Annotated in this window: 24 protein-coding genes; 10 read left to right on the top strand and 14 right to left on the bottom strand. The window is 62.6% G+C overall.

Annotation, left to right across the window (positions count from 1 at the left end):
* Positions 1-49 precede the first annotated feature (49 nt).
* Both AAHM40_RS24915 and AAHM40_RS24910 read right to left on the bottom strand, forming a co-directional pair.
* Positions 50-553 carry a GNAT family N-acetyltransferase gene (locus AAHM40_RS24915; RefSeq protein ID WP_342247078.1) on the bottom strand — a complete coding sequence of 168 codons (504 nt, stop codon included), beginning with the start codon at positions 551-553 and terminating at the stop codon, positions 50-52.
* A 229-nt stretch (positions 554-782) separates the two neighbouring features.
* Positions 783-1,781: an AraC family transcriptional regulator gene (locus AAHM40_RS24910; RefSeq protein ID WP_342247077.1), complete on the bottom strand. Its 999-nt coding sequence runs from the start codon at positions 1,779-1,781 to the stop codon at positions 783-785.
* A gap of 152 nt (positions 1,782-1,933) precedes the next feature.
* On the opposite strand from AAHM40_RS24910, the gene AAHM40_RS24905 reads away from it, so the two are divergent.
* On the top strand, positions 1,934-2,968 hold the full coding sequence (locus AAHM40_RS24905; protein WP_342247076.1) for a 2Fe-2S iron-sulfur cluster binding domain-containing protein: 1,035 nt from the start codon (positions 1,934-1,936) through the stop codon (positions 2,966-2,968).
* Between the two features lie 29 nt (positions 2,969-2,997).
* Positions 2,998-4,167, top strand: coding sequence for an alkane 1-monooxygenase (locus AAHM40_RS24900; RefSeq protein ID WP_342247075.1), 1,170 nt, complete (start codon positions 2,998-3,000; stop codon positions 4,165-4,167).
* A gap of 112 nt (positions 4,168-4,279) precedes the next feature.
* Here the strand turns inward: AAHM40_RS24900 and katG are convergent, their stop codons facing one another.
* Together katG and AAHM40_RS24890 are read right to left on the bottom strand one after the other, a co-directional pair.
* Positions 4,280-6,475, bottom strand: a complete 2,196-nt coding sequence (gene katG, locus AAHM40_RS24895; protein WP_342247074.1) for a catalase/peroxidase HPI — start codon at positions 6,473-6,475, stop codon at positions 4,280-4,282.
* A 318-nt stretch (positions 6,476-6,793) separates the two neighbouring features.
* Complete coding sequence (locus tag AAHM40_RS24890; protein ID WP_342247073.1) at positions 6,794-7,714, bottom strand: LysR family transcriptional regulator; 921 nt, start codon at positions 7,712-7,714, stop codon at positions 6,794-6,796.
* A 223-nt stretch (positions 7,715-7,937) separates the two neighbouring features.
* Between AAHM40_RS24890 and AAHM40_RS24885 the strand changes: the two genes are divergently transcribed.
* Positions 7,938-8,144, top strand: coding sequence for a tautomerase family protein (locus AAHM40_RS24885; protein ID WP_271407487.1), 207 nt, complete (start codon positions 7,938-7,940; stop codon positions 8,142-8,144).
* A gap of 128 nt (positions 8,145-8,272) precedes the next feature.
* Here AAHM40_RS24885 and AAHM40_RS24880 read toward each other — a convergent pair whose 3' ends face one another.
* Positions 8,273-8,527, bottom strand: coding sequence for a hypothetical protein (locus AAHM40_RS24880; RefSeq protein WP_342247072.1), 255 nt, complete (start codon positions 8,525-8,527; stop codon positions 8,273-8,275).
* 310 nt (positions 8,528-8,837) lie between these two features.
* Here AAHM40_RS24880 and AAHM40_RS24875 point away from each other — a divergent pair, with 310 nt between their 5' ends.
* Entirely contained in the window at positions 8,838-9,569 is a 732-nt protein-coding gene (locus AAHM40_RS24875; protein WP_342247071.1) for an SDR family NAD(P)-dependent oxidoreductase, read from the top strand.
* Positions 9,570-10,082: 513 nt separating this feature from the next.
* On the opposite strand, the gene ampC is transcribed toward AAHM40_RS24875, so the two are convergent.
* The 3 genes from ampC to AAHM40_RS24860 form a co-directional block, all read right to left on the bottom strand.
* Positions 10,083-11,255 carry a class C beta-lactamase gene (ampC, locus tag AAHM40_RS24870; RefSeq protein ID WP_446731620.1) on the bottom strand — a complete coding sequence of 391 codons (1,173 nt, stop codon included), beginning with the start codon at positions 11,253-11,255 and terminating at the stop codon, positions 10,083-10,085.
* Positions 11,256-11,378: 123 nt separating this feature from the next.
* Positions 11,379-12,602: a cytochrome c biogenesis protein DipZ gene (locus tag AAHM40_RS24865; RefSeq protein WP_342247070.1), complete on the bottom strand. Its 1,224-nt coding sequence runs from the start codon at positions 12,600-12,602 to the stop codon at positions 11,379-11,381.
* 63 nt (positions 12,603-12,665) lie between these two features.
* The gene (locus tag AAHM40_RS24860; protein WP_342247069.1) at positions 12,666-12,932 is read right to left on the bottom strand and encodes a DUF2790 domain-containing protein; all 267 of its coding nucleotides are present in this window, start codon (positions 12,930-12,932) and stop codon (positions 12,666-12,668) included.
* 278 nt (positions 12,933-13,210) lie between these two features.
* Between AAHM40_RS24860 and AAHM40_RS24855 the strand changes: the two genes are divergently transcribed.
* The 3 genes from AAHM40_RS24855 (at position 13,211) to AAHM40_RS24845 (ending at position 15,884) form a co-directional block, all read left to right on the top strand.
* Positions 13,211-13,951 (top strand): response regulator, encoded by a 741-nt coding sequence (locus AAHM40_RS24855; RefSeq protein WP_342247068.1) that lies wholly within the window; start codon positions 13,211-13,213, stop codon positions 13,949-13,951.
* A complete protein-coding gene (locus tag AAHM40_RS24850) occupies positions 13,951-15,258 on the top strand; it encodes a HAMP domain-containing sensor histidine kinase (RefSeq protein WP_342247067.1) in 1,308 nt (435 codons plus the stop codon). The genes AAHM40_RS24855 and AAHM40_RS24850 overlap by 1 nt, the downstream gene beginning before the upstream one ends.
* Before the next feature lie 125 nt (positions 15,259-15,383).
* The gene (locus AAHM40_RS24845; protein WP_342247066.1) at positions 15,384-15,884 is read left to right on the top strand and encodes an HvfX family Cu-binding RiPP maturation protein; all 501 of its coding nucleotides are present in this window, start codon (positions 15,384-15,386) and stop codon (positions 15,882-15,884) included.
* 281 nt (positions 15,885-16,165) lie between these two features.
* On the opposite strand, the gene AAHM40_RS24840 is transcribed toward AAHM40_RS24845, so the two are convergent.
* The 4 genes from AAHM40_RS24840 to AAHM40_RS24825 all read right to left on the bottom strand — a co-directional run bounded on the left by AAHM40_RS24840 (position 16,166) and on the right by AAHM40_RS24825 (position 18,845).
* Complete coding sequence (locus AAHM40_RS24840; protein ID WP_342247065.1) at positions 16,166-16,588, bottom strand: organic hydroperoxide resistance protein; 423 nt, start codon at positions 16,586-16,588, stop codon at positions 16,166-16,168.
* A 55-nt stretch (positions 16,589-16,643) separates the two neighbouring features.
* Entirely contained in the window at positions 16,644-17,390 is a 747-nt protein-coding gene (locus tag AAHM40_RS24835; RefSeq protein WP_342247064.1) for an HvfC family RiPP maturation protein, read from the bottom strand.
* Positions 17,383-18,231 (bottom strand): HvfB family MNIO-type RiPP peptide maturase, encoded by an 849-nt coding sequence (locus AAHM40_RS24830; RefSeq protein WP_342247063.1) that lies wholly within the window; start codon positions 18,229-18,231, stop codon positions 17,383-17,385. Before AAHM40_RS24830 ends, AAHM40_RS24835 begins: the two co-directional genes overlap by 8 nt.
* 71 nt (positions 18,232-18,302) lie before the next feature.
* Positions 18,303-18,845 (bottom strand): HvfA family oxazolone/thioamide-modified RiPP metallophore, encoded by a 543-nt coding sequence (locus tag AAHM40_RS24825; protein WP_342247062.1) that lies wholly within the window; start codon positions 18,843-18,845, stop codon positions 18,303-18,305.
* A 435-nt stretch (positions 18,846-19,280) separates the two neighbouring features.
* Between AAHM40_RS24825 and AAHM40_RS24820 the strand changes: the two genes are divergently transcribed.
* Positions 19,281-20,012, top strand: a complete 732-nt coding sequence (locus tag AAHM40_RS24820) for an alpha/beta fold hydrolase (RefSeq protein WP_342247061.1) — start codon at positions 19,281-19,283, stop codon at positions 20,010-20,012.
* A 137-nt stretch (positions 20,013-20,149) separates the two neighbouring features.
* Positions 20,150-20,374, top strand: coding sequence for a VF530 family protein (locus tag AAHM40_RS24815; protein WP_028628272.1), 225 nt, complete (start codon positions 20,150-20,152; stop codon positions 20,372-20,374).
* 51 nt (positions 20,375-20,425) lie between these two features.
* Here AAHM40_RS24815 and AAHM40_RS24810 read toward each other — a convergent pair whose 3' ends face one another.
* Entirely contained in the window at positions 20,426-20,842 is a 417-nt protein-coding gene (locus AAHM40_RS24810; protein WP_342247060.1) for a cupin domain-containing protein, read from the bottom strand.
* Between the two features lie 496 nt (positions 20,843-21,338).
* Positions 21,339-21,680: a hypothetical protein gene (locus AAHM40_RS24805; RefSeq protein ID WP_342247059.1), complete on the bottom strand. Its 342-nt coding sequence runs from the start codon at positions 21,678-21,680 to the stop codon at positions 21,339-21,341.
* Positions 21,681-21,941: 261 nt separating this feature from the next.
* On the opposite strand from AAHM40_RS24805, the gene AAHM40_RS24800 reads away from it, so the two are divergent.
* Positions 21,942-22,496, top strand: a complete 555-nt coding sequence (locus AAHM40_RS24800) for a magnesium transporter (protein ID WP_342247058.1) — start codon at positions 21,942-21,944, stop codon at positions 22,494-22,496.
* The last annotated feature ends 267 nt before the right edge of the window (positions 22,497-22,763 follow it).

Raw genomic sequence — 22,763 nt, 5'->3', positions numbered from 1 at the left:
AAAATGACAGTCGAATGATCCTGCCGAACAAGTTTGGCGGGCGATCCTCTCAATGGGTCACTGGCGTCACCAGGAAGCTCAGCAGCTGGGAGTCGTCTTCCGGCTCGATGGCACGTACGGGACAAGGCAGTTCATCCAGCACGGCGCGCCAGAACGCCAGCGCCGTTTCATCCTGGCCATAGAAACGCACCAGCCAGGCACCCTGCCCGCCCGTCAGCACCTGGGTCGCCACGGCTCGCCCGACACCCAATCGGCGGTACTTCTTGAGGATGAACAGGTCGGCCAGTTCCAGGGCATCAAGGCCCGGCAACTCGCTGCGCTCGATCAGCAGGAACCCGGCAATGAAGCCATCGACCAGGATCAGGTTGGCGCTCCATTGCGGCTCTTGCCAATAGCGCGCCAGATGCTCCTCGTGGATGTAGAAGCGACCGTCGACCTCCACGTCTTCCTGCTCCCAGTCGGAAGACTCGTAGGCATAGAACTGGTACAGGTTGCGGATCAACTCGGCGTGTTCCGGGCCGGTTTGCACCAGCTCGATGGCAGCACCACTCATGGCTGAACCTCGCCGCCGTGTTGGTAACGAAAGAGGGAACTGGGAATGCAAGGCATGGATATCTCGATAGAGGGAAGCGACCACGGAGGCCCGCTCAGGACCGCCGTTCTGCGTGGCCGTATTTTTTACGAAACCGGAGTGCGGCGCCATCGGGACGTCGGTGATAGAAGACAGGAACCCAGGACGCTTTCGTGACACGTCATCACCGGCGGTTTGCGGCGAATCACACTCACCTGAACGCGGTGGGCGGCACGCCCTCCCAGCGTTTGAACGCTCGCCGGAAGTTGGCCACATCGTTGTAGCCCAGTGAGTAAGCGATCTCTTGCACTGTCAGGCGCCCGGCCTTCAAGTGCTCCACCGCCAAGGTACGCCGGACGTCTTCGAGAATCAGCTTGAAAGTCGTGCCTTCGTCCAGCAGATGACGGTGGAGGGTGCGTGGGGTCATGTGGAACAGACGGGCCGTCACCTCCAGGCTGGGGAAACCGTTTTGCTTTTCCAGCATTAGCCGGCGGATGCGCGCGGTGAGGGACGTCTTCTCGCTGAGCTTCATCAGCTCGCGCTGGCAGATCTGCTCGGCCTCACGGAAGGCGACCGGGTCGGCCATGCGCAGCGGGAGGTCCAGCAGGGCGGAGTCTAAGGTGAAGCCTGCCCAGGGCTGCGCATAGGCAACCGGGCAATTGAACATTGCGCTGGCCAGGTCCGCGTAATCCGTCGCCGGTAACGGGAAGTTGACCTGATTGACCCGTGCGCTGCCGGGCGTGATGGTGTCGAAAACGTTCTTGATGGCCAGCATCACCGCCTCCAGCACGGTCCGCTGGATGGCGCCGAGCGGATAGCTGGGAACGAACTGGATGTGTTCCAGTTGCGCCGCTTCGTCATGTTCATGCCTGAGCGTCACGAGTGTGGTGCGCACCGCGAGGTAGCGCTCCACGAGCTGGATCGCCTGGCGCAGCGATTCGCTCTGCAGGGCCGCGTAGCCCAGGATGCCGTGGGTGTTGATCCCCAGTCGCTCGCCCAACAGGAGGCCAAATGCGGGTTCGTCGGTCAGGTCCAGTGCGTGTTCGATAAGCCGGCAGAACAACGGCAAGCCTGGCTGGTAGCCCAAGTCATCCAGTTGCCGTGGTTCGACACCGCACTGGAGCAGCCAGTCGACCGGGTCCGTGCCCATCACCCGCAGCTGTTCGGCAATCTGTCGCAGGTAGTGCACGGGGAGCAGGAAGTCGGACATGGGCGCAGCGGGCTCTCGTGATCTGGCTTGGCGCCAGAATGTCAATTAATGACCCCCTGAATGTCAATCCGGGCTCTCTCTGCCCACCTCATCTCCGCCATAGGATTTCAGCGTCCCGAACCTCTACGCCAATAACTAGAACAGGAGGACGCATGTTTTCTCTCTTTACCCGGCATCGCCCAACCACTGCTTTGATCAACGGGGTCAGCGTCGGGGTTGCCCCGAAAGAGACGCTGCTGCAGGCCGCCCTGCGCCATGGCATCGACTTTCCCTACAGCTGCCGTGTCGGCGGTTGCGCCAGCTGCAAGTGCAAGCTGGTGTCGGGCAGCGTGCGTGAACTGACCGAGACGGGCTATATCCTTTCCGATGCAGAGCTGGACGCCGGCTACATCCTCGCCTGCCAAAGCGTGCCTCGGGGGGATGTACACATCGAAGTGGACCTCGCGCGCCAGCAGAGCAGGCGCCAAGTGCGCGGGAAGGTGGTGGCGCAGGACAGGCTGACCCACGACATCACCCGGCTGGTCATCCAACTGGAAGAACGCCTGGCGTACCGCGCCGGTCAGTACGCCGACCTCAGCCTCGACAGCCTGCCGCAATTGCGCCGCAGCTTCTCCTTTGCCAGTCCCGCACAGCCGAATGCCCAGGTGAGCTTCTTCGTACGCAGGGTGCCTGGTGGGGTGTTTACCGGTCTGGTCAACGACCGTCCCCTGCTCGGCCACAGCGTGACCTTGGAAGGTCCCTTGGGCGATTTCCACTTGCGAGCGGCGGATGCACCCTTGCTGCTGATTGCCGGCGGTAGCGGCCTGGCACCACTGCTGGCGATGTTGCAGGACGCCCTGGCCAATGGTGTTTCGCGCCCCGTCACGCTGCTGTTCGGTGCCCGCCAGGCGCGTGATCTCTATGCCCTGGAGGACATCAGTGCCATTGCCGCGCAATGGCGCGGGTCATTCAGTTTCGTACCGGTGCTGTCGGAAGCTGCTGCCGATGCCTCCTGGCGAGGCGAGCGCGGTCTGGTGACGGCGCAGATACCTGCGCTGCTCACGCCTGGCGCCCATGCCTACCTGTGCGGACCACCGGCCATGATCGACAGCGCGATCACGCTGTTGCGCGACGCCGGAGTGGCTCGCGAACACATTCACGCCGACCGATTCACCACCCTGCAAGACGTGCTGCCCACGTCGGCCTGACCGCCTTCAAAACAACAAGAGAGACGACCATGAACGCCCTGCACTACCTCAAGTACTTCCTCTTCCATGCCATTGGCCTGCTGGCGGCCGTTGCAATTCTCGCCGGCGGCGCCTGGATCACCTTCGGCCTGGTGGCGGTGCTGGTGATCTACCTGATCGGAGACGCTGTCTGTGGCGACGACATCAGCACCCCGCGGTTCAACTATCCCGGCATTCTGACCGTGCAGCTCTGGCTGGCGCTGCCGCTACTGGCCTTCATCGTGTTCTGTGCGGTGTGGAGCGTCAGCAGCGGCGACCTGTTCGGCTTCGGCGAGATGCTGAGCCAGCTGACCGGCTACGACCTCATCGCCGCGCGGGACGCCACCTTCGTCGGCCATTACCTTTCCACCTGGATCATCACTGGCCTGATGATCGGCATGGTCGGCACCATCACCGCCCATGAGCTGACGCACCGCACCTGGGACCCGGTTTCCATGCTGGTCGGCCGCTGGCTGCTGGCCTTCAGCTTCGACACCATCTTCTCGATCGAGCATGTCTACGGTCACCACCGCTACGTGTCCACTCGCGAGGACCCGGCCACCGCGCCGCGCGGCCGCAATGTCTACTTTCACATCCTCGCCTCGACGCTCAAGGGTAACCTCAGCGCCTGGCAGATCGAGCGGAAGCGCCTGGCGCGCAAAGGCCATCTCCTGCTCGGCTGGCGTAACGCGGTAATCCGCGGCCACCTGATGAGCCTGTTGCTGGTGCTGGCCGCCTATGCCATTGGTGGTCCGGTAGCCGCGCTGTTCTTCACCGCCTGTGCGTTGTGGGGCAAGGCGCTGCTGGAGATCGTCAACTACATGGAGCACTACGGCATGGTGCGCAACCCGGCAACGCCAGTGCAGCCACGCCATTCCTGGAACACCAACAAGCGCATCAGTTCCTGGGCGATGTTCAACCTCACCCGCCACTCCCACCATCATGCCCAGGGCGAGGTGCCCTACCAGGACCTGAAACCCTTCGCGGACGCGCCGATGATGATCGGTGGCTACCTGACCACCATCATCGTCGCGATGATCCCGCCGCTCTGGCACAAGCTGATGACGCCCAAGGTGCTGGCCTGGGACCGCCACTACGCCAGTGCCGAAGAGCGCCAATTGGCCGCCGAGGCCAACGCCCGCAGCGGCATCCGCGAGCTGATGAGCCACGGCGCGGCCTGAGTTCACCCACTGAACTTGACGCCTTCCTGAAACGCCACGCCGCCGACAGGAATGTCATGTCGGCGGCGTGGTGTTCAGAGCAGGCAGGCCCGCCAGGGCCTTGCCGTTGTCGTCACTTCAGGTCATAGCGGTCCAGGTTCATCACCTTGGTCCAGGCGGCGACGAAGTCAGTAACGAACTTCTGCGGCGAGTCGCTACTGGCGTAGATCTCCGCAATCGCCCGAAGCTGGGAGTTGGAACCAAAGACCAGGTCGGCCACAGTGGCTGTCCATTTGAGATCACCGCTGGTCCGGTCACGCCCTTCCAACACATTCGCATCGGATGCGGAACGCTGCCACTTCGTGCTCATGTCCAGCAGGTTCACGAAGAAGTCATTGGTCAGCGTTTCAGGCTGCTTGGTGAACACACCGTGCTGCGCCTTGCCGTAGTTGGCGCCAAGGACACGCAGGCCACCCACAAGAACAGTCATCTCGGGGGCGCTCAGCTTCAGCAATTGCGCCTTGTCCACCATCATCTCGGCCGCCGAGCCTTCATATCCCTTCTTGGCGAAGTTGCGGAAGCCATCGGCGAGCGGCTCCAGCGGTGCGAAGGACTCCACATCGGTCTGCGCTTGCGAGGCATCAGTACGGCCCGGTGCGAAGGGAACGGTCACATCGACGCCAGCCTTCTTCGCGGCGGCTTCAACGCCTACGCCGCCAGCCAGAACGATCAGGTCGGCGAGCGAGACTTTCTTGCCGGAGGCGTTGAAGTCTTTCTGGACGCCTTCCAGTGCCGCGATGACCTTCGCCACCTCAGCCGGCTGGTTCACTTCCCAGTCCTTTTGCGGTGCGAGGCGAATGCGCGCACCGTTGGCGCCGCCGCGCTTGTCGCTGCCACGGAAGGAAGCCGCTGCCGCCCAGGCCGTGCTGACCAGCTGGGAAACGGACAACCCTGTCGCGGCGATCTTTGCCTTCAACGTAGCGACGTCCTGCTCATTGACCAGAGGATGGTCAACGGCGGGGACCGGGTCTTGCCAGATCAGTTCTTCTTTCGGTACCAGCGGGCCGAGGTAGCGGCTGCGCGGCCCCATGTCGCGGTGGGTCAGTTTGAACCAGGCACGGGCGAAGGCGTCTTCCAGTTCCTTCGGATTGTCCTTGTAGCGCCGGGAGATTTTCTCGTAGACCGGGTCCATGCGCATGCCCATGTCGGCGGTGGTCATCATCGGCGCATGGCGCTTGCTCGGGTCATGGGCGTCCGGCACGGTGCCATCCCCGCTGGTGCCAACGGGTTTCCACTGATGGGCGCCTGCCGGGCTCTTGGTCAGCTCCCACTCGTAGCCGAACAGGGTTTCCAGGTAACTGTTGTCCCACTTGGTGGGCGTAGGGGTCCAGGCGCCTTCAAGGCCGCTGGTGATTGCGTCGCCCCCCTTGCCGGTGCCGAACGCGTTCCGCCAGCCCAGCCCCAACTCTTCGATCGGGGCGGCTTCCGGCTCCGGTCCGACGTTGGCCGCATCACCGGCGCCGTGGCATTTGCCGAAGGTATGTCCACCGACCGTCAGGGCTACGGTCTCTTCATCATTCATGGCCATGCGGGCGAAGGTTTCACGAACATCGCTCGCTGAGGCCACCGGGTCGGGGTTGCCGTCCGGGCCTTGCGGGTTCACGTAGATCAGGCCCATCTGCACGGCGGCCAGAGGGTTTGCCAGTTCCCGATTGCCGGAATAGCGGCTGTTGGGCTTGTCGCTGGTGGCCAGCCACTCTTGCTCGGCGCCCCAATAAACATCGTCCTCCGGCTCGAAGATGTCCGCACGACCGCCGCCGAAGCCGAAGGTCTTGAAGCCCATGGATTCCAGCGCGACGTTCCCAGTGAGAACCAGCAGGTCGCCCCAGGACAGCTTGTTGCCGTACTTCTGCTTGATCGGCCAGAGCAGGCGGCGCGCCTTGTCCAGGTTGCCGTTGTCCGGCCAGCTGTTGAGCGGCGCAAAACGCTGGTTGCCGGTGCCCGCGCCACCACGTCCGTCGGCGATGCGATAGGTGCCGGCGGCGTGCCAGGCCATACGAATGAACATTGGGCCATAGTGGCCGTAGTCAGCCGGCCACCACTCCTGGGAATCGGTCATCAACGCGTGGAGGTCCTTGATCACCGCGTCGAGGTCGAGGGTCTTGAATGCTTCGGCGTAGTCGAACTCAGCACCCAATGGGTTGGATTCGGCCGAGTGCTGATGAAGGATCTTGAGGTTCAGTTGGTTGGGCCACCAATCCGCATTTGATGGAATCACACCTGCGATCACATTTTTGCCAGAGAACGGGCACTTTGCTTCGCTTGACATACTTATCTCCTCTTCTTGTCTTCAGCCAATCACTCTATTCAGCTTGGAATCCACTTTGCGACCCAGCCAATAGGTTTTGGAAATGGCATTGATAGTAGACAAGGATTGTGAAAACCATGCGGGCATGCCCGTTCGCGCAACTCGGATGACGTTGCCGCAGCATCGATATCTCTCCGGATATCAAGGGCTTTGAGGGTGTTGCGAGCCAAGCGTCGAATTGATTTAGCTAGATGATGGACTGCTCTAGTCCTCATAGGCGGACTTAATCGCCTGACCCGCAATTCCAGGGCCTGAAGAACTGCCGGGCGTCTCGCTGATTCAAACCTTCCATTCCCGCTTGCACTCCATCAGGAAGTCGATGAATGCGCGCAGGCGAAGCGGCATGTGGCGGCCATGGGGATACAGCAGGGTGAAGGGACGGGAGCGCCCGCCGAACTCCGGCAGAACCTCAACCAGACTGCCCTCCTCCAGCTCCTTCTGGACAATGAAGCGGTAAGTCTGGAACAGACCGGCGCCATGCCGGGCCAGGGTCACCCCGCCCAGCACATCGTCCGAACAGCAATAGTTACCTGTGGCGAGAATCTCGCACTCCTTGCGGTTGTCGGTGAATAGCCAGGAGATACGGCGCCCGCTGCTCGGTAGCTCGTACTGGATGCAATCGTGCTCGGCAAGGTCGTCCAGGGAGGTAGGCGTGCCAGCCCTGGCCAGGTATTCCGGCGCGGCAATCACGACCAACCGCGCGTCTTCGAGATGGCGGGCAATCAGCGTTGAATCGGGCTGGGCGCGCACACGGATCGCCAGGTCGTAACCCTCTCCGACGAAGTCGATGTTCCGGTTACTCAGGTGAACATCGATCCTCACACCAGGATGGCGCTCCCTGAAGCGCGACAGCAGGGGGAGGATGCGGTGGTGGCCATAGGTCGTGGGAATGCTGATTCGCAGCTCACCGGCCGGTTCGAGCTGCTTGCCCATCACTTCGCGCTCGGCTTCCACCAGTTGGGTCAGCGCCTGCCGGCACTGCTCGAAGTAGGCGCGGCCACTCTCAGTAAGGCGAATACTGCGCGTCGTCCTCATGAACAGACGCGTTCCCAGGCGCTCTTCCAGCCTAGAAATCGAACGGCTCACGGCCGCTGGCGTAACCCCTGCAGCGAGCGCCGCGGCCGTGAAGCTGCCCTCTTCTGCTGCAAGACAGAAGAGCTCGATGCTGCCAAGTTGGATGTCATCAAAGTGGCGCTTCACGATTCATTACACCGGGTATCAACTGAAGTATCCGAGCCTACATTTATCGCGCAAACAGACACAAATATAGTTCGTTCCAAACAGCCGCTGCCGGCGCTTTCCGTTTGGCGTCGGACTGAGTGGAGCCCCGCAGGCGAATGGGCCGGTGGCGGCGTACCGAACTCGGGGCGGAGTCGTTCTCCTGCCCTGGTTTCACCAATCCAACCCTCCAAGGAGGTTCCAGATGCCGTTCGTTAGCGTTCGTATCACTCGTGATGGGGTTACCCGGGAGCAAAAGGCCCAGGTCATCGCGGAAATCACCGACACCCTGCAGCGCGTGCTGGGCAAACGTCCTGATCTCACGCACATCGTCATCGAGGAGGTGGACACCGATAACTGGGGCTACGCGGGAATGACCACCACCGAGTACCGAAAGAACCAACCTGGGTGACCTCCCCGCCTCCCTCCCCCACCCGGCGTCCGCCGGGTGGCCCTCCCCACGAGGGCATTCCTCAAGCCGGTCAGGCATACCTGATATCAGTCGTTGCGGTGCTATGGGGCCCTCGCGAGGCTCCGACGTCAGCCCTGCGCGCGCTGGACTGAAACCTCGAGCGGACCACTGGCGTAATCACCCCGGTCCGATTCCGGCAATGCCTTCCGGCTGCCGAGCGGAGTCAGTTGAAAGCAGACGCCGCTCGAATTGCGGTGATTCTCGGTAGCGGCATTGGTGTGGACGGCAACGCCGGCCAGGGAGAAGGCTATGGAACTCAGGACGCTTTTCAGGGTTTTCATCGATTTCATCTCGCCGAGGTAGAAGGCATCGTGCTTGACCACCGAAACAGCGATGGTCGTGCTCAGTCTCGACGGCGTTGATGCCCCGCATGTGTCACCCCATCGCGGCTTTGCATGCTCGTGTAGCCGCCTGCCCTCTGGATACAGGGCCGTACAAATCGGTCAGCTGATGCTATTCCCCCCGCTAGCGCTACGCGTTCAACCACACCGGATTGATTACATCAGGTATCAACTGAAACAAGGCAAAGCGGATTTTTCGACATCGAGCGCATGAATATAGTCCTCCTCACCAGCGGTGAACTTCCCTGATCCGCTGAAAGAAGCCCCTGACTATCTCCGCGAGGAACACCCCATGAGCAAGAAAACCGCAATCATCACCGGCGCATCCAGCGGCATTGGCCTCGGCCTAGCCAAGGCCTTCATCGACAACGGTTACAACGTCGTCGGTACCGCCCGTTCCGTCGAGCGCCTGCAGGAAGCCGCCGCCAGCCTGGGCAATCCCGCCAGCTTCATTGGCGTCGCCGGTGACGTGGCCGATCCGGCTACCGCTCGCAAGGCCTTCGCCGCGGCAATCGAAGCCTTTGGTAGTGTCGAAGTGCTGGTCAACAACGCCGGCTTCTTCTTACCGAAACCCTTCGTCGACTACACCCCGGAAGACCTGGAAAACCTGCTGGATACCAACCTCAAGGGCGTGGTCTACACCTCCCAGGTAGCCGCCGCACACATGCAGCTACAGGGTGGCGGGCACATCGTGAACATCTCAGCAGCGGTGGCCCTGCAGCCGAACATCAATGTACCCGCTGCCCTGCCGGTGCTGATCAAGGGTGGCGTCAACCAACTGACCCGGGCCCTGGCCCTGGAACTGTCGCCGCATAACATTCAGGTGAACGCGGTCGCCCCTGGCATCATCGACACCCCGATGCACGACCCGGCCGCCCGCGACTTCCTCAACAACCTGGCGCCGTCCGGCCGTGTGGGCACCGTTCAGGAAATCGCCGATGCCGTGCTGTACCTGGCCAAGGCCGACTTCACCACCGGCGTCGTGCTGGCCGTGGACGGCGGCATGAGCACCGGCAAATGGTAATCGCCTGAAGGCATGAAGAAGGTTCTTCACGGATTAGCGGGGAAGACACTGACACTCCTGGCTCCCAGCTGCTGGATGTTGCCCTCTCCCCCGCCCCTCTCCCGCAAGCGGGCGAGGGGTGACTCGCTCCGGCGAGCGACAGACAGTCCTGACGCCTGAACCGAGCTGATCCCGGGCAGAGAATCTGAAACCGCGCAAAATACCCCTTCAGGAGGCCGGGAGGGCGAAACAGAAGGCTATGTCTGGCAGCCGCATTGCCTGTAGGAGCTGGCTTGCCAGCGAATGGCCCCGTTTCGCTGGCAAGCCAGCTCCTACAAAGCACTTGGCCCTATGGTCAATCTCTCGCAACAGCTAACGCAGACATAGCCAAACAGAAACCCGCAGGCCACGCGGAGTTGTGGCTGAGCACCGCGAAGCCCAACGCGCAGTCCGGCCAGAACCCCATCAATCGTCCACGCTGGACTTCCCCGGGGGCGGCAGCCCCGCCCGTTGGGTTTCGTTCCTCTACCCAGCCTACTGATGCGCGTCCAGCTCACCGAGGATGCGGTAAGCCAGTTTCACCCTTTCCTCGTTCGGGTAGTTCTTGTTGGCCAACAGTACGATGCCGAATTTCTTCTCCGGCACGAAGGCCACGTAGGCGCCGAAGCCATTGGTCGAGCCGGTCTTGTTGACCCAGACGGCCTGTTGCGGCGCCAGGGGCGGCGTAATGGCCGTGACGGCATGGCTTTCAAGGGCCATCCGGCTGGCATTGCCTTCCAGCAGCGTGTGCAGGGCCACCGGGTAGTCGTACTGCTCCCAGATCAGGGCCTGGGTCATGGCACCCAACCTGTAGTAACCGGTGCGGGTGGCGTCGATCGCCTGCTGCAAGGAAGCATCTTCCATCGCTGCCAGGCCCAGATTGGCTTCGACGAAATGCAGCAGGTCCTTGCTGCTGGTCTTCACCCCATAAGCCTCCGCCGCCAGCATCGCCGGATTCACCCGCACCGGGGCATCTTCCTTGTCGTAGCCCTGCGCGTAACGCGGCATCGCACTGGCAGGCACGTCGATCCAGGTGTTGCCCATGCCGAGCTTCGGCAGCAGGTCGCGCTCCATCGCCTGGGCGTAGGGCACGCCCAGGCTCCTGGCGGCAACCACCCCCAACAGTCCGATGCTCGGGTTGGCATACGTCCGGTGGGTGCCCGGGGCGAACTGCGGCTGCCAGGCGTTGTAATAGTCCATCAACTGGCCTTCATTGCGGACTTCATCGGGCAATTGCAACGGAAAGCCACCGGCGGTGTGGGTGGCGAGATTGACCAGCGTCACCTGCTCCAGCTGGCTGCCCTTGAGCGCTGGCAGGTAGCGGCTCGGGTTGTCGGTGAACGACAACTTGCCTTCGGCCGCGGCATAAGTGGCGAGCGTCACGGTCAAGGTCTTGCTGATGGAGCCGACCTCGAACAGCGTGTCGCCGGTGACGGCCTGCCGGGTGGCCTTGGATGTCACGCCGTAGTTGTAGAAGCGCCGCTCGCCGTGGGCGATGACGCCGATGGCCAGGCCCGGAATGCCGTACTGCTGCATCACCTGGCGGGCGGCTTGTTCCACGCTGGCGTCGATGGCCTCCGGCGCGTCCTGCGCCATCGTCTGGCCGCAGAGTGAAGCCGCAAGGGCGAGCGAGAAAATCTGTGCGCGGCACATTCCTGTCGGGCGCATGGATGTCGTCCTTCGGTCATGGAGGGGGTGGAAGAACCTACCATCTCGGACAGATCCTTCCAAAACCCCTTCATCACCAGGTGTTGCACGGCGCCTCCATCAGCCGCGCGCGACTGGAGTGGATCAGCTCGCGGCCTTCCCCGCGTCCGCTCGCTCCTGCAGAAGCTTCTGGATGATCGCTTCCTGGCCTTCGTAATCCCCCTCACCGATGTGCAGGTGACGTACCCGTCCGTTGGCGTCGATGAAGTAATGTGCCGGCCAGTACTGGTTGGTGAACGCGTTCCAGATGCGGTACTGGTTGTCGACGGCCACCGGATGCTTGACGCCCAGGCGATCGATTGCCTCGCGAACGTTGTCGATTTTCCGTTCGAAGGGGTATTCGGGTGTGTGCACACCAATCACCACCAGTCCCTTGTCGGCGTAGCGCGCGGCCCACTGGTTCACATAGGGCAGGCTGTTCCGGCAGTTGATGCAGTCGAAGGTCCAGAAGTCCACCAGCACCACCTTGCCGAGCAATTGTTCGTTGCTGAGCGGCGGGCCGTTGAGCCACTGGGTCGCACCTTGAAGCGACGGCATCGCGCCCAGGTCCGGCAACTGCTCGATGCTGTCGGCCCGTGCGCTGCCCACCAGGCTTTCCAGTACGGCAGGCACGCCGTCGATCACCTTGCGTTCGAGCTCGGCCGCCAGCCGTGAGGACCCCACTCCGGAAAGCTGGTCGCTGGTGCCACTGGCAATGCCGACCACCGCCAACAAAGCCACGGCACCAGCACCGCGACGCAGCCACTCCACAGCACCCAGCGACAGCTTCGTCCGCTGGAACACTCCACGCCCAACGAAGATCAGCCCTCCCATCGCCAGGGCGCCGCCAAGGCCGTAGCTGAGCAGCAGCAGGCTGGTGGAGGCACTGGCCCCGTTGAGCATGGCACCGGACAGGATCAGGCCCAGGATGGGGCCGGCGCAGGGCGCCCAGAGCAGACCGGCGGCAAAGCCCATCAGCCAGGCCGAAAGCACTGGCGGCAAGCTGCGGGCATCGCCTTGCAGCCGATCGCCCAGCCATAGCCAGGGGCGCGACAGCCAGGTGCCGACTCGCGTGGAAAGCAAGGCCGCCGCAGAGGCAGCCAGCAACACCAGGGCAACGTAGCGTCCCCATTGGCTGGCGTCGATGACCCATTCACTGGAAACCACCGCCAAGCTGGCCAGTACGGCGAAACCGGAAGCCAGGCCAGCCAGCGTCAGTAACGGCGACCAGGCTGGACCGCCGGCACGGGAAAACAACAAGGGCAGAACAGGAAGCACGCAGGGGCTGAACAGGGTCAGCACCCCACCAATAAAGGCAACGAGCAGCATAGGCACCTCGGTAGCATTGGCGCCCGGCAGTCACCGGGCTGGCGCAGGATCGGGAGTCGCGTGTCAGTTTTCATTGCCGCAGGCATTGGAATGCTTGCGGTACTCCAGGCTCTGCAGCCGGCCCTTGGAGTCCAGGTAGTCCATGCGCGCATCGACCACCTGGCAGAGAGCGGATGGCGCCTCGCGCAGCGACACGACTTTGTTGATATCCAGATGCATACCGTAGCGATATGGCTCTGGAGCGACGCGCTCGGCGGCGTGCGCCGCAAGACTGACAATGTTGAAAGTGGCAGCCAGCAAAAAAGCGGTGCCCAGGGATGCGAGTTTCATGCTGATCTCCCGACCAATTGAGTAATGGGGGCGGATGTAACCAGTCATCCGCTGGGTACCCATTTCATCGGTGGGAGGTATCGCCGATGTGTCCAGCGTCGCTCGGGATTGCGCTGTCAGGTATCAGCGAGGGCTGCGGATACAAAGGGATACGCAGGCCCTTTTTGCAAGCACAGGTATCGGTGCGACGCTGGATACAGTGAAATACAAAGGACAGCGGGCAAGCGCGGAAAGGCCCGATACACTAGGCGTCGAATAGCCATCAGCGAGGTTTTTTCATGGACCATGTCGATCACATCCTCGTCGTTGACGACGACCGGGAAATCCGCGAGCTGGTTGGCAACTACCTGAAGAAGAGCGGCTTGCGCGTCAGCCTGGCGGCGGATGGTCGGCAGATGCGTACCTTCCTCGAGGGCAACGCGGTCGACCTGATCGTCCTTGACATCATGATGCCCGGCGACGATGGCCTGCGCCTGTGTCGCGAACTGCGCGTCAGCAAGCACAAGGCGACGCCGGTGCTGATGCTGACCGCGCGCAACGAGGAGACCGATCGCATCATCGGTCTGGAAATGGGCGCCGACGACTACCTGACCAAACCCTTCTCCGCCCGCGAGCTGCTGGCGCGGATCAACGCTGTGCTGCGCCGTACCCGCATGCTGCCGCCGAACCTGCAGATCAGCGAAAGCAGCCGGCTGATCGGTTTCGGCAAATGGCGCCTGGATACCACCCAGCGCCACCTACTGGACGCAGAAGGTACGCTGGTGGCCCTGAGCGGCGCCGAATACCGCCTGCTGCGGGTCTTTCTCGACCACCCCCAGCGCGTGCTCAGCCGCGAGCAACTGCTCAACCTGACCCAGGGCCGCGAAGCGGATGTCTTCGACCGTTCCATCGACCTGCTGGTGAGCCGCCTGCGCCAGCGCCTGCAGGACGATGCCCGCGAGCCGGCCTGCATCAAGACGGTGCGCAGTGAAGGCTATGTCTTCGCACTGCCCGTGCAACTGATCGAGCCGACCGCGTGATGAGCCTGCCCCACTGGCCGCGCACCCTGGCGGCGCGCCTGGCGCTGATCTTTCTCAGCGGCCTGTTACTGGCCTACGGACTGTCCTTCGCCTCGCAGTTCTACGAGCGCTACCAGACCGGGCGCAACGTGATGCTGGGCAACCTGGAATATGACGTGAGCACCGCCGTGGCGCTGATCGACCGGCTGCCGGCGGACGAACGCGCCACCTGGCTGTCGCTGCTGGAACGGCGCAACTACCGTTATCGCCTCGATGAGGGCGTGCCGGGCGTGCCCATGGACATGAACCAGGCACACATGGCGGCGGTCTCCATCGAACGGGCCATAGGCCAACGCTACGCACTGCGCTTCGAGAACATTCCCGGACCGACCCCGCACTTCCAGGCCCACCTGGTGTTGAGCGATGGTCGGCCACTGACGGTGGATGTCACGCCCGGGCCGATCCCGGTGGCCCAGTGGCTGCCGGTGGTCCTGGTCCTGCAACTGGTGTTACTTCTGGTCTGTACCTGGCTGGCGGTGCGCACGGCCATTCGCCCGCTGACTCGCCTGGCAGAGGCAGTCGACCACCTCGACCCCGACGCGCCCGGCCCGGAACTCGACGAGCGCGGTCCGGACGAAGTGGCCTACGCCGCCCGCGCCTTCAATGCGCTGCAGGGGCGTATCGGCACCTACCTGAAGGAACGTATGCAGCTGCTGGCGGCCATTTCCCACGACCTGCAAACCCCCATTACCCGCATGAAGCTGCGCGTCGAGCAGATGGATGCCTCGCAGGAACGAGACAAGTTGTGGAGCGACCTCAATGAGATGCAGCACCTCGTGCGCGAAGGCGTGGCCTATGCGCGCAGCATGGACGGCGCCAGCGAAGCCCTGTGCCGAATCGACCTCGACGCCTTCCTCGACAGCCTGGTCTGCGACTACCAGGACAGCGGCCAGGCAGTGAGCCTGAGCGGCAGCAGCGGGATGCAACTGGAAACCCGCCCCCATGCCCTGCGCCGGGTGCTCAGCAACCTGATCGACAATGCCCTGAAGTTTGGCGGCGATGCCCAACTGGTTGTGCAACGCGATGTACAGGGCACCGTACAGGTACAGGTGCAGGACAACGGACCGGGCATCGCCGAAGAGGAACTGGAGGAGGTATTCAAGCCCTTCTACCGAGTGGAAAGCTCGCGCAACCGCAGCACCGGCGGCACAGGCCTGGGCCTGGCTATCGCCCTGCAGCTGAGCCAGGCCCTGGGCGCCCGCCTGACCCTGCGCAACCGTGAGGGCGGTGGCCTGTGCGCACAGCTGGAGCTCGGCGCCACGGCCTGAGGCGCCGTACACAGCGATACACGACGGGCCGCAGCGGACACATGCGGGACAAGCCCCCTTGCCAGCATGGGCACAGAAGCAGCGACAGCATCCCGCGGTCGCGCTCAGTTCAAAGGAGCCCGCCCGTGACCCACCTCGCCTTCGCCCCGCTCAAGCACGCCTGCCAGCAACTCGACCGCCTGGGTGCCTGGAGCGCCGACATTCCCCTGCGCCTGTTCCTCGCCTGGGAATTCTTCGAATCCGGCCTGGAAAAGTGGAACGGTGCAAACTGGTTCGAACAGATCAATTCGGCGTTCCCCTTCCCCTTCGACCAGATTCCCGCCACCGTCAACTGGCAGGTGTCGATGTGGGCCGAGCTGATCGCCCCCGTGCTCTTGCTGCTCGGTCTCGGTACGCGCTTCGCCACCCTGGTGCTGATGATCTTGACCCTGGTGGCCATCGCCGCCGTGCACTGGCCGGCGCAGTGGTCAAGCCTGTCGGAACTCGCCCTGGGGTACTCCATCAGCGACAAGGGCTTTGGCAACTACAAGCTGCCGCTGATCTACCTGGTGGCCGCAATGCCTCTGCTGCTCAAGGGCGCCGGGAAATTCAGCCTGGATGCCTTGCTGCTCCGCAGGAAAGCCTGACCCGTTCAGAAACACAAATCCCGCGCATTCCAAAGGATGCGCGGGTTTTTTCGCACCTGTAACACGATGGGGGCGCCGAGTGGCTGTACGTAGGATGCGGTTGAGCGGAGCGAAACCCATCGGCAGAGTTGATGGGTATCGCGTTGCTCCACCCATCCTACGGAAGACGCACAGGTTGAGACGGACGACGACCCGTTGGTCGAAGACAAGCGTTCCACCAGACAATAAAAAGCCCGCGCACCTATCCAGGCGCGCGGGATTTTCGTATTGGCAGGAACTGATCAGGGAATGTCGAAGGTCACCTCGATGTTCCCCCGGGTGGCCTTGGAGTACGGGCAAAGCTGGTGCGCTGCGTCCACCAGCCGGGCCTTGTCCTCGGTTGCCAATCCCGGCAGCTCCACGGTCAGTTTCGCCGCCAGGGCGAAGCCACCGTCGGTGGAGTTGCCCAGGGCAATATCGGCCGCCACCGCTACGTCGTCCGGCAGCGGGATCGCCAGGCTCTGGCCAGCGCGACGCAGTGCCCCGATGAAACAGGCGGACCAGCCAACGGCCAGGAGCTGCTCGGGGTTGGTCCCCGGCCGTCCCGAACCGGGCGGGCTCAGGTGAACATCCAGTTCACCATCGGAAGACTTACCGCGGCCATCGCGGCCGCCGGTGGTCCGGGTCTGTGCGACATAGAGGGTTTTTTCCAGAATTGCGGTCATCACTGAATCTCCACAGGTGAGGAAATGCCGGAGCGATCCGGCATCGAAACGCACGTCAGCTACGGGTGCCGAGCACCGCGCCCTGAGCACGCAGGTTTTCCAGCAGGGCCAGGCCCTGCGGCAGGATGGTTTCGCTGTTGGCGCCAATGGCCTCGGCCAGTGCCTCCAAGTGTTCGCGGCCGGAGCAGTTACGCTCCTGCAACGAATCGAGCAGCGCATGGGCCAGGGGCGCCAGCCGCGAGAAATGCACGTTCATGTCCGTTCCGCGCCGAGCCAGCACCAGGGTCGGTTGCTCCGGAGCCTCATGCGGTAAGTAGTCGGGGCCGATCTCACTGACCGGCCACTGGTAGGCCAACGGCCAGGCCAGGTTGGATAGCAGCGGCACCCCGTCAAGCAAGTCGCCCTCCGGGTCGTGGGCTGGCTCGCGCCTGTCGCTCAGTAGCAGCGCGGCTTCCACCCACTCGTAATGCGCCAGCTCCACGCTCCAGGGCGGCAGTCCCTGGGCATCGGCCCCGCCCTCCGCCAGATAGTCGACGAACTCGCCGGAAATCTCGGTGAACAAGGGCGTCTGGCAGCGGTAATCGGCATAGAAGGACTCGATCAGCGCCTGCCACTGCTTTTGCCCGAGGCTGGCGCGCAGCACGGGGAAGCCGCCGGCCAGCAGCGACTCCACATTGCCAAAGAACAACTGCCGGTAAACCGCCATCCGCCGCGCTTCGATACCGGGCGGCGGCGCGTTGTGCTGCGGGTCGCGCACGTAGCGCGCCATGCTCATCAATTGGTCATGCAGTACCTCATGCATGGCGCACCTCCGGCCATGTCTGCACAGCCTGTTGGCGCACACGAATCTGTTCGATCTCGGTCAGCAGTTCTGCCAACGGCGGGAAGTTGAAGTCCCGCTCCAACAGGGTTGGCAGCGCACCGAAACGCTGGTAGGCCTGCTCCAGCAAGGACCAGACATCCGCCTTCACCGTGGCGCCGTGGGTATCGATCTTCAGGTCCGGCGCTTCGTCGTAATGACCGGCCACATGCACGTAGGCAACCCGCTCCGCCGGCAGCGCCGCCAAGTATTCCGTGGCGTCGTAACGGTGGTTGATCGAGTTGACGAAAAGGTTGTTGACGTCCAGCAGCAGGTCGCAGTCGGCTTCTTCCAGTACCGCGCAGAGGAATTCGATCTCCGGCAGCGCCTGGTAGGGCGCGGCGTAGTAGGAAATGTTCTCCACCGCAATACGGCGCTCCAGGGCATCCTGGGTCTGGCGAATTCGCGCGGCGACATGGCGTACCGCCTCGTCGGTAAAGGGCAGCGGCAACAGGTCGTAGAGCTGGCCATCGTCCGAGCAGTAGCTCAGGTGCTCGCTGAAGAACGCGACATTGTGCTGGTCGAGGAATTCGCGGGTCCGCTGCAGCAGGTTGCGATCCAAGGGCGCCGGGCCACCGAGGGACAGCGACAGGCCGTGACAGGCCAGCGGGAAACGCTCGGCCAGGCGCGCCAGACCGTCCCCGTGGCGACCACCGACCTTGATCCAGTTGTCGGGTGTGCACTCCAGGAAGTCCACGGCACCGGCATCCATCTCCAGCAACTCGGGCAGCAGTGCGCGACGCAGGCCAAGGCCTGCACCGTAGGGGAAAGCAACGGTGGTCATGGCAGTTCTCCAGTGAGGTGGAGCCCTCCCTGGCCAAGGGGCACAGGGAAGGTGGGACAAGTGGCCTCGAATCAGTTCTTGGCCTGGCTCATCTTGGTGAACAGCTCGGTGGGGACTTTCTTGCCGTTGGAGGTGTACTGGTTGCTGCGGAACTTGTAGACCTCACCCTCGGACAGGAAACCGTCCTTGTTGGTGTCCATCGCAATGAATTCGGCACCGCCGTTCGGGGCCACGGTCAGGAGCTCCTTGCGCGATACCAGGCCGTCGTCATCGGTGTCGGTACGGGCGAAGGAGGCGTCGCCACACTTGCCTTCACCGCACTTGCCTTCGGCCGCTTTGGCGTTGCCGGCTTCGGCGGCACCGCATTTGCCTTCGCCACACTTACCTTCGCCACACTTGCCTTCGGCCTGGGTTCCCTTGTCACTGGCTTCGGCGGCACCACACTTGCCTTCTCCACATTTACCTTCACCCGCCTTGTCGGCAGCGGCCAGCAGGTAGCCTTGGGGCAGCGCCTCCACAGCGAAGGCGGTGGACGAAGCCAGGTTGATGCCGCCAGCCAGGGCGACAGCGATCAGGCCAATGCGGGTCTTGTTTGAAATCTGGGTACGGGACATGGTGTTTCTCCGGATAGGCGTAGCGGCCAGGCCGCGCAGGTCATGCCGCAAGGGCGTAGTAACCCTGGAGCGAGGCGCCAGGGCTAACCTCGTTGGGGTGCGGCTATTAGGCCGCTGCCGTGTATCCGCGGCGTATCCGTGAAAAGGCGCATTTGTAAGCGAGTCAGCGAGGACGAGGATCGGATACAAAGGGATACGTCAGCAGTCGCAGGCGGTGATTGGCCGAATGCCGCCCGAAATCCACCCGGCATCCTTTCACCCGGAGCCAATCCGAAGCGCAGAGCGTCTAGAATTCGCCGTTCACGTGAGTGAAATGCGCTGCGGCCAGGATTTGTGGGTGGACATGATCCATCGCAAAGCCTGATCCATGTTGCCGAACAGGGTGCTCCGGCACCGCTCCGATCACCGTTCCTATTCGTACAAGTGCCCCGCCCTATGGATGAAATCCAAACCTCCCTGGTCCTGCTCCCGGGCCTGCTCAATGACCATCGCCTCTGGGCGCACCAGGCAGATGCGCTGTCCGACGAGGCGAACGTAAAGATCGCCGACCTGACACGAGACAACAGCATCACTGCCATGGCCCACCGCGTGCTGGACGAGTCACCGCCCCAATTCGCCCTGGCGGCGCTCTCCATGGGCGGTTACGTGGCCTTCGAAATCCTGCGCCAGGCCCCTGAGCGTGTGTCGCGCCTGGCCCTGTTCGATACCATGGCAAGCCTCGACTCCGCAGAGCGCGCGGCCACTCGCCAGGGACTGCTGGAACTGGCCAATCGCGGACGTTTCATCGGCGTCAGCCCACAATTGATGCCGCGCCTGATCCATTCGCGCTGGCTCGACTCCGAGGTTTCCGCCACCGTGCAGCAGATGGCGGCTGCGGTGGGCAAGGAAGGCTTCATCCGCCAGCAACAAGCGATCATCGACCGCCCCGACTCAGTGCCCCTGCTTGAGGACATCCGCATCCCCACGATGATCGTGGTGGGTGCCGAAGACCAGCTCACACCCGTCGCCGAAGCCCATCTGATGCATGAACGAATTGCCGGTTCGCGACTGGAAATCCTGCCGCAATGCGGGCATTTGCCGCCGCTGGAGGAACCCGAGCGCACCACGGCGTTGCTGCGGGAATGGCTAGGCCAGCGCCCTGCTCCGGAGTTCGTCTACACCCTCTGAATGCGGCATGCCTTCCGCCCTCCCGCAGGAGGGGGAAGGCGTCGCTGTGGCGCATGGTCGAGTTCGGAATGGCTTCTACTTTCAGCCCGAAACGCACATAGTGCCCGCCTTCGCCCTGCCATCACATCAATACCGCCATGACCCAGACACCGAACAACCCCCTCCACGGCATCACCCTGGAAAAGCTGCTGAACGAACTGGTCGACCATTACGGCTGGGACGGTTTGGCCAAGCGCATCGATATCCGCTGTTTCAAGAGCGACCCCAGCATCAAGTCCAGCCTCACCTTCCTGCGCAAGACGCCCTGGGCGCGGGAGAAGGTCGAGGCGCTGTTCGTCGATCTGCGCAAGCGGGGCGCCTGAAGCAGTCGCTGCCAGCATGCCGCGCCACGAATGGCGCGGCGAGGTTCTCGGTCACTCTTCCAGTTTCAGCAGCGGCTTTTCCTTGTTCACGATGTAGGTCGCCAGCTCCGACGCATCCACCTTGCCGATGTTCGTCGCGACGTGCGGGGTGCCGGCCGGGATGAAGAGGGATTCACCGGCCTTGAGAACGATAGGCGCACGACCTTCCAGTCGATACTCGAAGGTGCCCGAGATGACATAGGCCACCTCCGCCCCCGGATGCGAGTGCCGCGGGGACACGACGCCCGGCTCGAAGTCCACCCGAACCTGAATGGCTTCGTAGCCAGGAACTTCCAGATCGTGGCGCGAAAGATCGGTGCGGTGGATGCCATTCTGCCAGCTTGGGGGGCTGGCCTTGTCTTCAGCGTGGGCGAGACCTGCGAAAAGGACCAGTGCTGCAGTGGTGGTGAGAAAACGTACGTGCCACATGACTGTGACCTCTCGAATGGGTGGGATTGGAAGCTCCACCCTATTCACGCCGTGTACCGCGAATGTGTCGGCGTATCGAGGTTCTGCAAGCCTGCATGTGCAAGTCCGGGGCGGACACAGAGAAATACATAAGCGCCAGAGGTGCAACGACACCGATGCGTGGGTGCATGCCGCTCTCGGCGGCATCGGCGTTGCCTGTATGGGAACTGGTGGTGGCGAAGGACTGAGCACCCGCTGGGCTTGTACTGATGGGTATCGCGTTGCTCCACCACATCCTGCGGAGTGCAAGTTGCACAGGGACTGGAGCGGCTGCTAGTAGTCCTCAACGCTCGCTGACGCACGATGCTTTACAGGTAGGCCCGCGCCATTTCGGCGCCTGCCCTGAATGGCAAGACGGAGGTGATGACACTTCACCCCCGCCTTGATCTTGCATGGGTCGAACAACGTTCTGCGCTGGAGCAGGATGGCCCGGAGTCTGGCGCTTAACCTTCGGGGGCTAGCCCAACTGATCGATCATCACCGAGTTGGTGTACACCAGGCTGCCATCGCTTTCACGGTGGCCCACCAGGTGGAACTGGCCGCGCTCGTCGTCCCTGCTGAGATAGACACGGAACTGCAGATCGGACAGCGAACCGCATTCGCTGGGCGTGATCAATTCCATGTGTTCCATATCGGCGGCGATCATCATTTCCCGCTCATGGGTTTGCTGCAGGCGTTCTTCCGCTTCCTCCAGCCGCAGATGGTCGGCGTCATTGACGTGGAAATGCAGATCCCCCATCGGGATCGACTTTTCCGCACCCTCGGGCTTGCACCAGCTTTTGATGGTCAAGGTATTCATCTAGCAACCTCCTGACGTGGGCGTTGCCACACCTGATGTTCAATCACCAGTTTAGACAAGCCTCATCAGCGGACTACGTCATCCATCGCCCTAAGCCGCGTGTCACAAGGGCTTCAGGGATTGCCCAAGAACACGAATGCTATAATTTTCAAGTGAAAGAACCATCAAGCTCCAATGATGTTTCGTAGATAACCAACCGGAATAACGCGATCAATTGCGGGAGATGGCAGACCACTTCGAACAAGAACCCGGAGGTGCGGCATGAATCGGCATTACTACATCAGTGACAACCTCGACGATCTGGAAACCCTTGAGTCCGAGCTTGAGGCCAGTGGCATCAATACGGAACAGATCCACGTACTGAGCGACAAGGATGCCGATGTCGAACAACACCATCTCCATGACGTGAATTCCTTCATGAAGCAGGACGTCGTCCACTCGAGTGAGATCGGGGCGGTGATCGGTGTGCCGCTGGCCGCGCTGATCCTGCTGGTTGCCTGGCTGGCAGGCTGGACGGACACGCCAGCGGGCTGGGTGCCGTTCGCGTTTCTTGCCGTGGTGGTGCTTGGGTTCTGCATCTGGGAAGGCGGTTTCTTTGGTATCCAGGTACCCAACGCCCACTTCCGCAACCTGAAAGAGAAGGTCAAGGAAGGTGAACACATCTTCTTCGTGGATGTGGAGCCGGAACAGGAATCCATTCTCGACCGGGTCATCAACCATCATCCGCAGCTACGACTGGCCGGAACGGGTTCAGCTTCACCGCACTGGATAGTCTCCTGGCTGCACCGCTGGCATCAGTTCAAGCGGACGATCTAGGGCTGCCCGCTCTCCACCCCTCTCCCTGAAGGGAGAGGGTTTTTCAGTGCAAGCCTGTGGTTCGCCAAGTTGGGTTTCGCTCCGCGCTACCAAAAGTTTGTAGGGGCGAATTCATTGGCTATGTCTGCGTTAGCTGTTGCAACGTTGAGTGAAGCCTTCTTGCGCGGGCCCTCTAGGCTTCCGCGCCAGCCGGATACAACCCTCACCCCCGCGCCCCGGCCTGATCGCTTCGCGCTCATGCGTTCATCGCCACCGGAAGCAATGCTT

It is taken from the genome of Pseudomonas sp. OTU5201 (assembly GCF_038440135.1).
GTDB classification, from domain to species: domain Bacteria; phylum Pseudomonadota; class Gammaproteobacteria; order Pseudomonadales; family Pseudomonadaceae; genus Metapseudomonas; species Metapseudomonas resinovorans.
This window is presented reverse-complemented; position numbering and strand designations above follow the sequence as displayed.

Coding starts and splice junctions, on each gene's coding strand:
- AAHM40_RS24810 (WP_342247060.1), bottom strand. CDS start 20,842: ATGTGGCACGTACGTTTTCTCACCACCACTGCAGCACTGGTCCTTTTC.
- AAHM40_RS24850 (WP_342247067.1), top strand. CDS start 13,951: ATGAGCCTGCCCCACTGGCCGCGCACCCTGGCGGCGCGCCTGGCGCTG.
- AAHM40_RS24800 (WP_342247058.1), top strand. CDS start 21,942: ATGAATCGGCATTACTACATCAGTGACAACCTCGACGATCTGGAAACC.
- AAHM40_RS24815 (WP_028628272.1), top strand. CDS start 20,150: ATGACCCAGACACCGAACAACCCCCTCCACGGCATCACCCTGGAAAAG.
- AAHM40_RS24840 (WP_342247065.1), bottom strand. CDS start 16,588: ATGACCGCAATTCTGGAAAAAACCCTCTATGTCGCACAGACCCGGACC.
- AAHM40_RS24855 (WP_342247068.1), top strand. CDS start 13,211: ATGGACCATGTCGATCACATCCTCGTCGTTGACGACGACCGGGAAATC.
- AAHM40_RS24820 (WP_342247061.1), top strand. CDS start 19,281: ATGGATGAAATCCAAACCTCCCTGGTCCTGCTCCCGGGCCTGCTCAAT.
- AAHM40_RS24910 (WP_342247077.1), bottom strand. CDS start 1,781: ATGTCCGACTTCCTGCTCCCCGTGCACTACCTGCGACAGATTGCCGAA.
- AAHM40_RS24885 (WP_271407487.1), top strand. CDS start 7,938: ATGCCGTTCGTTAGCGTTCGTATCACTCGTGATGGGGTTACCCGGGAG.
- AAHM40_RS24865 (WP_342247070.1), bottom strand. CDS start 12,602: ATGCTGCTCGTTGCCTTTATTGGTGGGGTGCTGACCCTGTTCAGCCCC.
- AAHM40_RS24835 (WP_342247064.1), bottom strand. CDS start 17,390: ATGCATGAGGTACTGCATGACCAATTGATGAGCATGGCGCGCTACGTG.
- katG (WP_342247074.1), bottom strand. CDS start 6,475: ATGTCAAGCGAAGCAAAGTGCCCGTTCTCTGGCAAAAATGTGATCGCA.
- AAHM40_RS24900 (WP_342247075.1), top strand. CDS start 2,998: ATGAACGCCCTGCACTACCTCAAGTACTTCCTCTTCCATGCCATTGGC.
- AAHM40_RS24875 (WP_342247071.1), top strand. CDS start 8,838: ATGAGCAAGAAAACCGCAATCATCACCGGCGCATCCAGCGGCATTGGC.
- AAHM40_RS24860 (WP_342247069.1), bottom strand. CDS start 12,932: ATGAAACTCGCATCCCTGGGCACCGCTTTTTTGCTGGCTGCCACTTTC.
- AAHM40_RS24915 (WP_342247078.1), bottom strand. CDS start 553: ATGAGTGGTGCTGCCATCGAGCTGGTGCAAACCGGCCCGGAACACGCC.
- AAHM40_RS24805 (WP_342247059.1), bottom strand. CDS start 21,680: ATGAATACCTTGACCATCAAAAGCTGGTGCAAGCCCGAGGGTGCGGAA.
- AAHM40_RS24825 (WP_342247062.1), bottom strand. CDS start 18,845: ATGTCCCGTACCCAGATTTCAAACAAGACCCGCATTGGCCTGATCGCT.
- AAHM40_RS24905 (WP_342247076.1), top strand. CDS start 1,934: ATGTTTTCTCTCTTTACCCGGCATCGCCCAACCACTGCTTTGATCAAC.
- ampC (WP_446731620.1), bottom strand. CDS start 11,255: ATGCGCCCGACAGGAATGTGCCGCGCACAGATTTTCTCGCTCGCCCTT.
- AAHM40_RS24830 (WP_342247063.1), bottom strand. CDS start 18,231: ATGACCACCGTTGCTTTCCCCTACGGTGCAGGCCTTGGCCTGCGTCGC.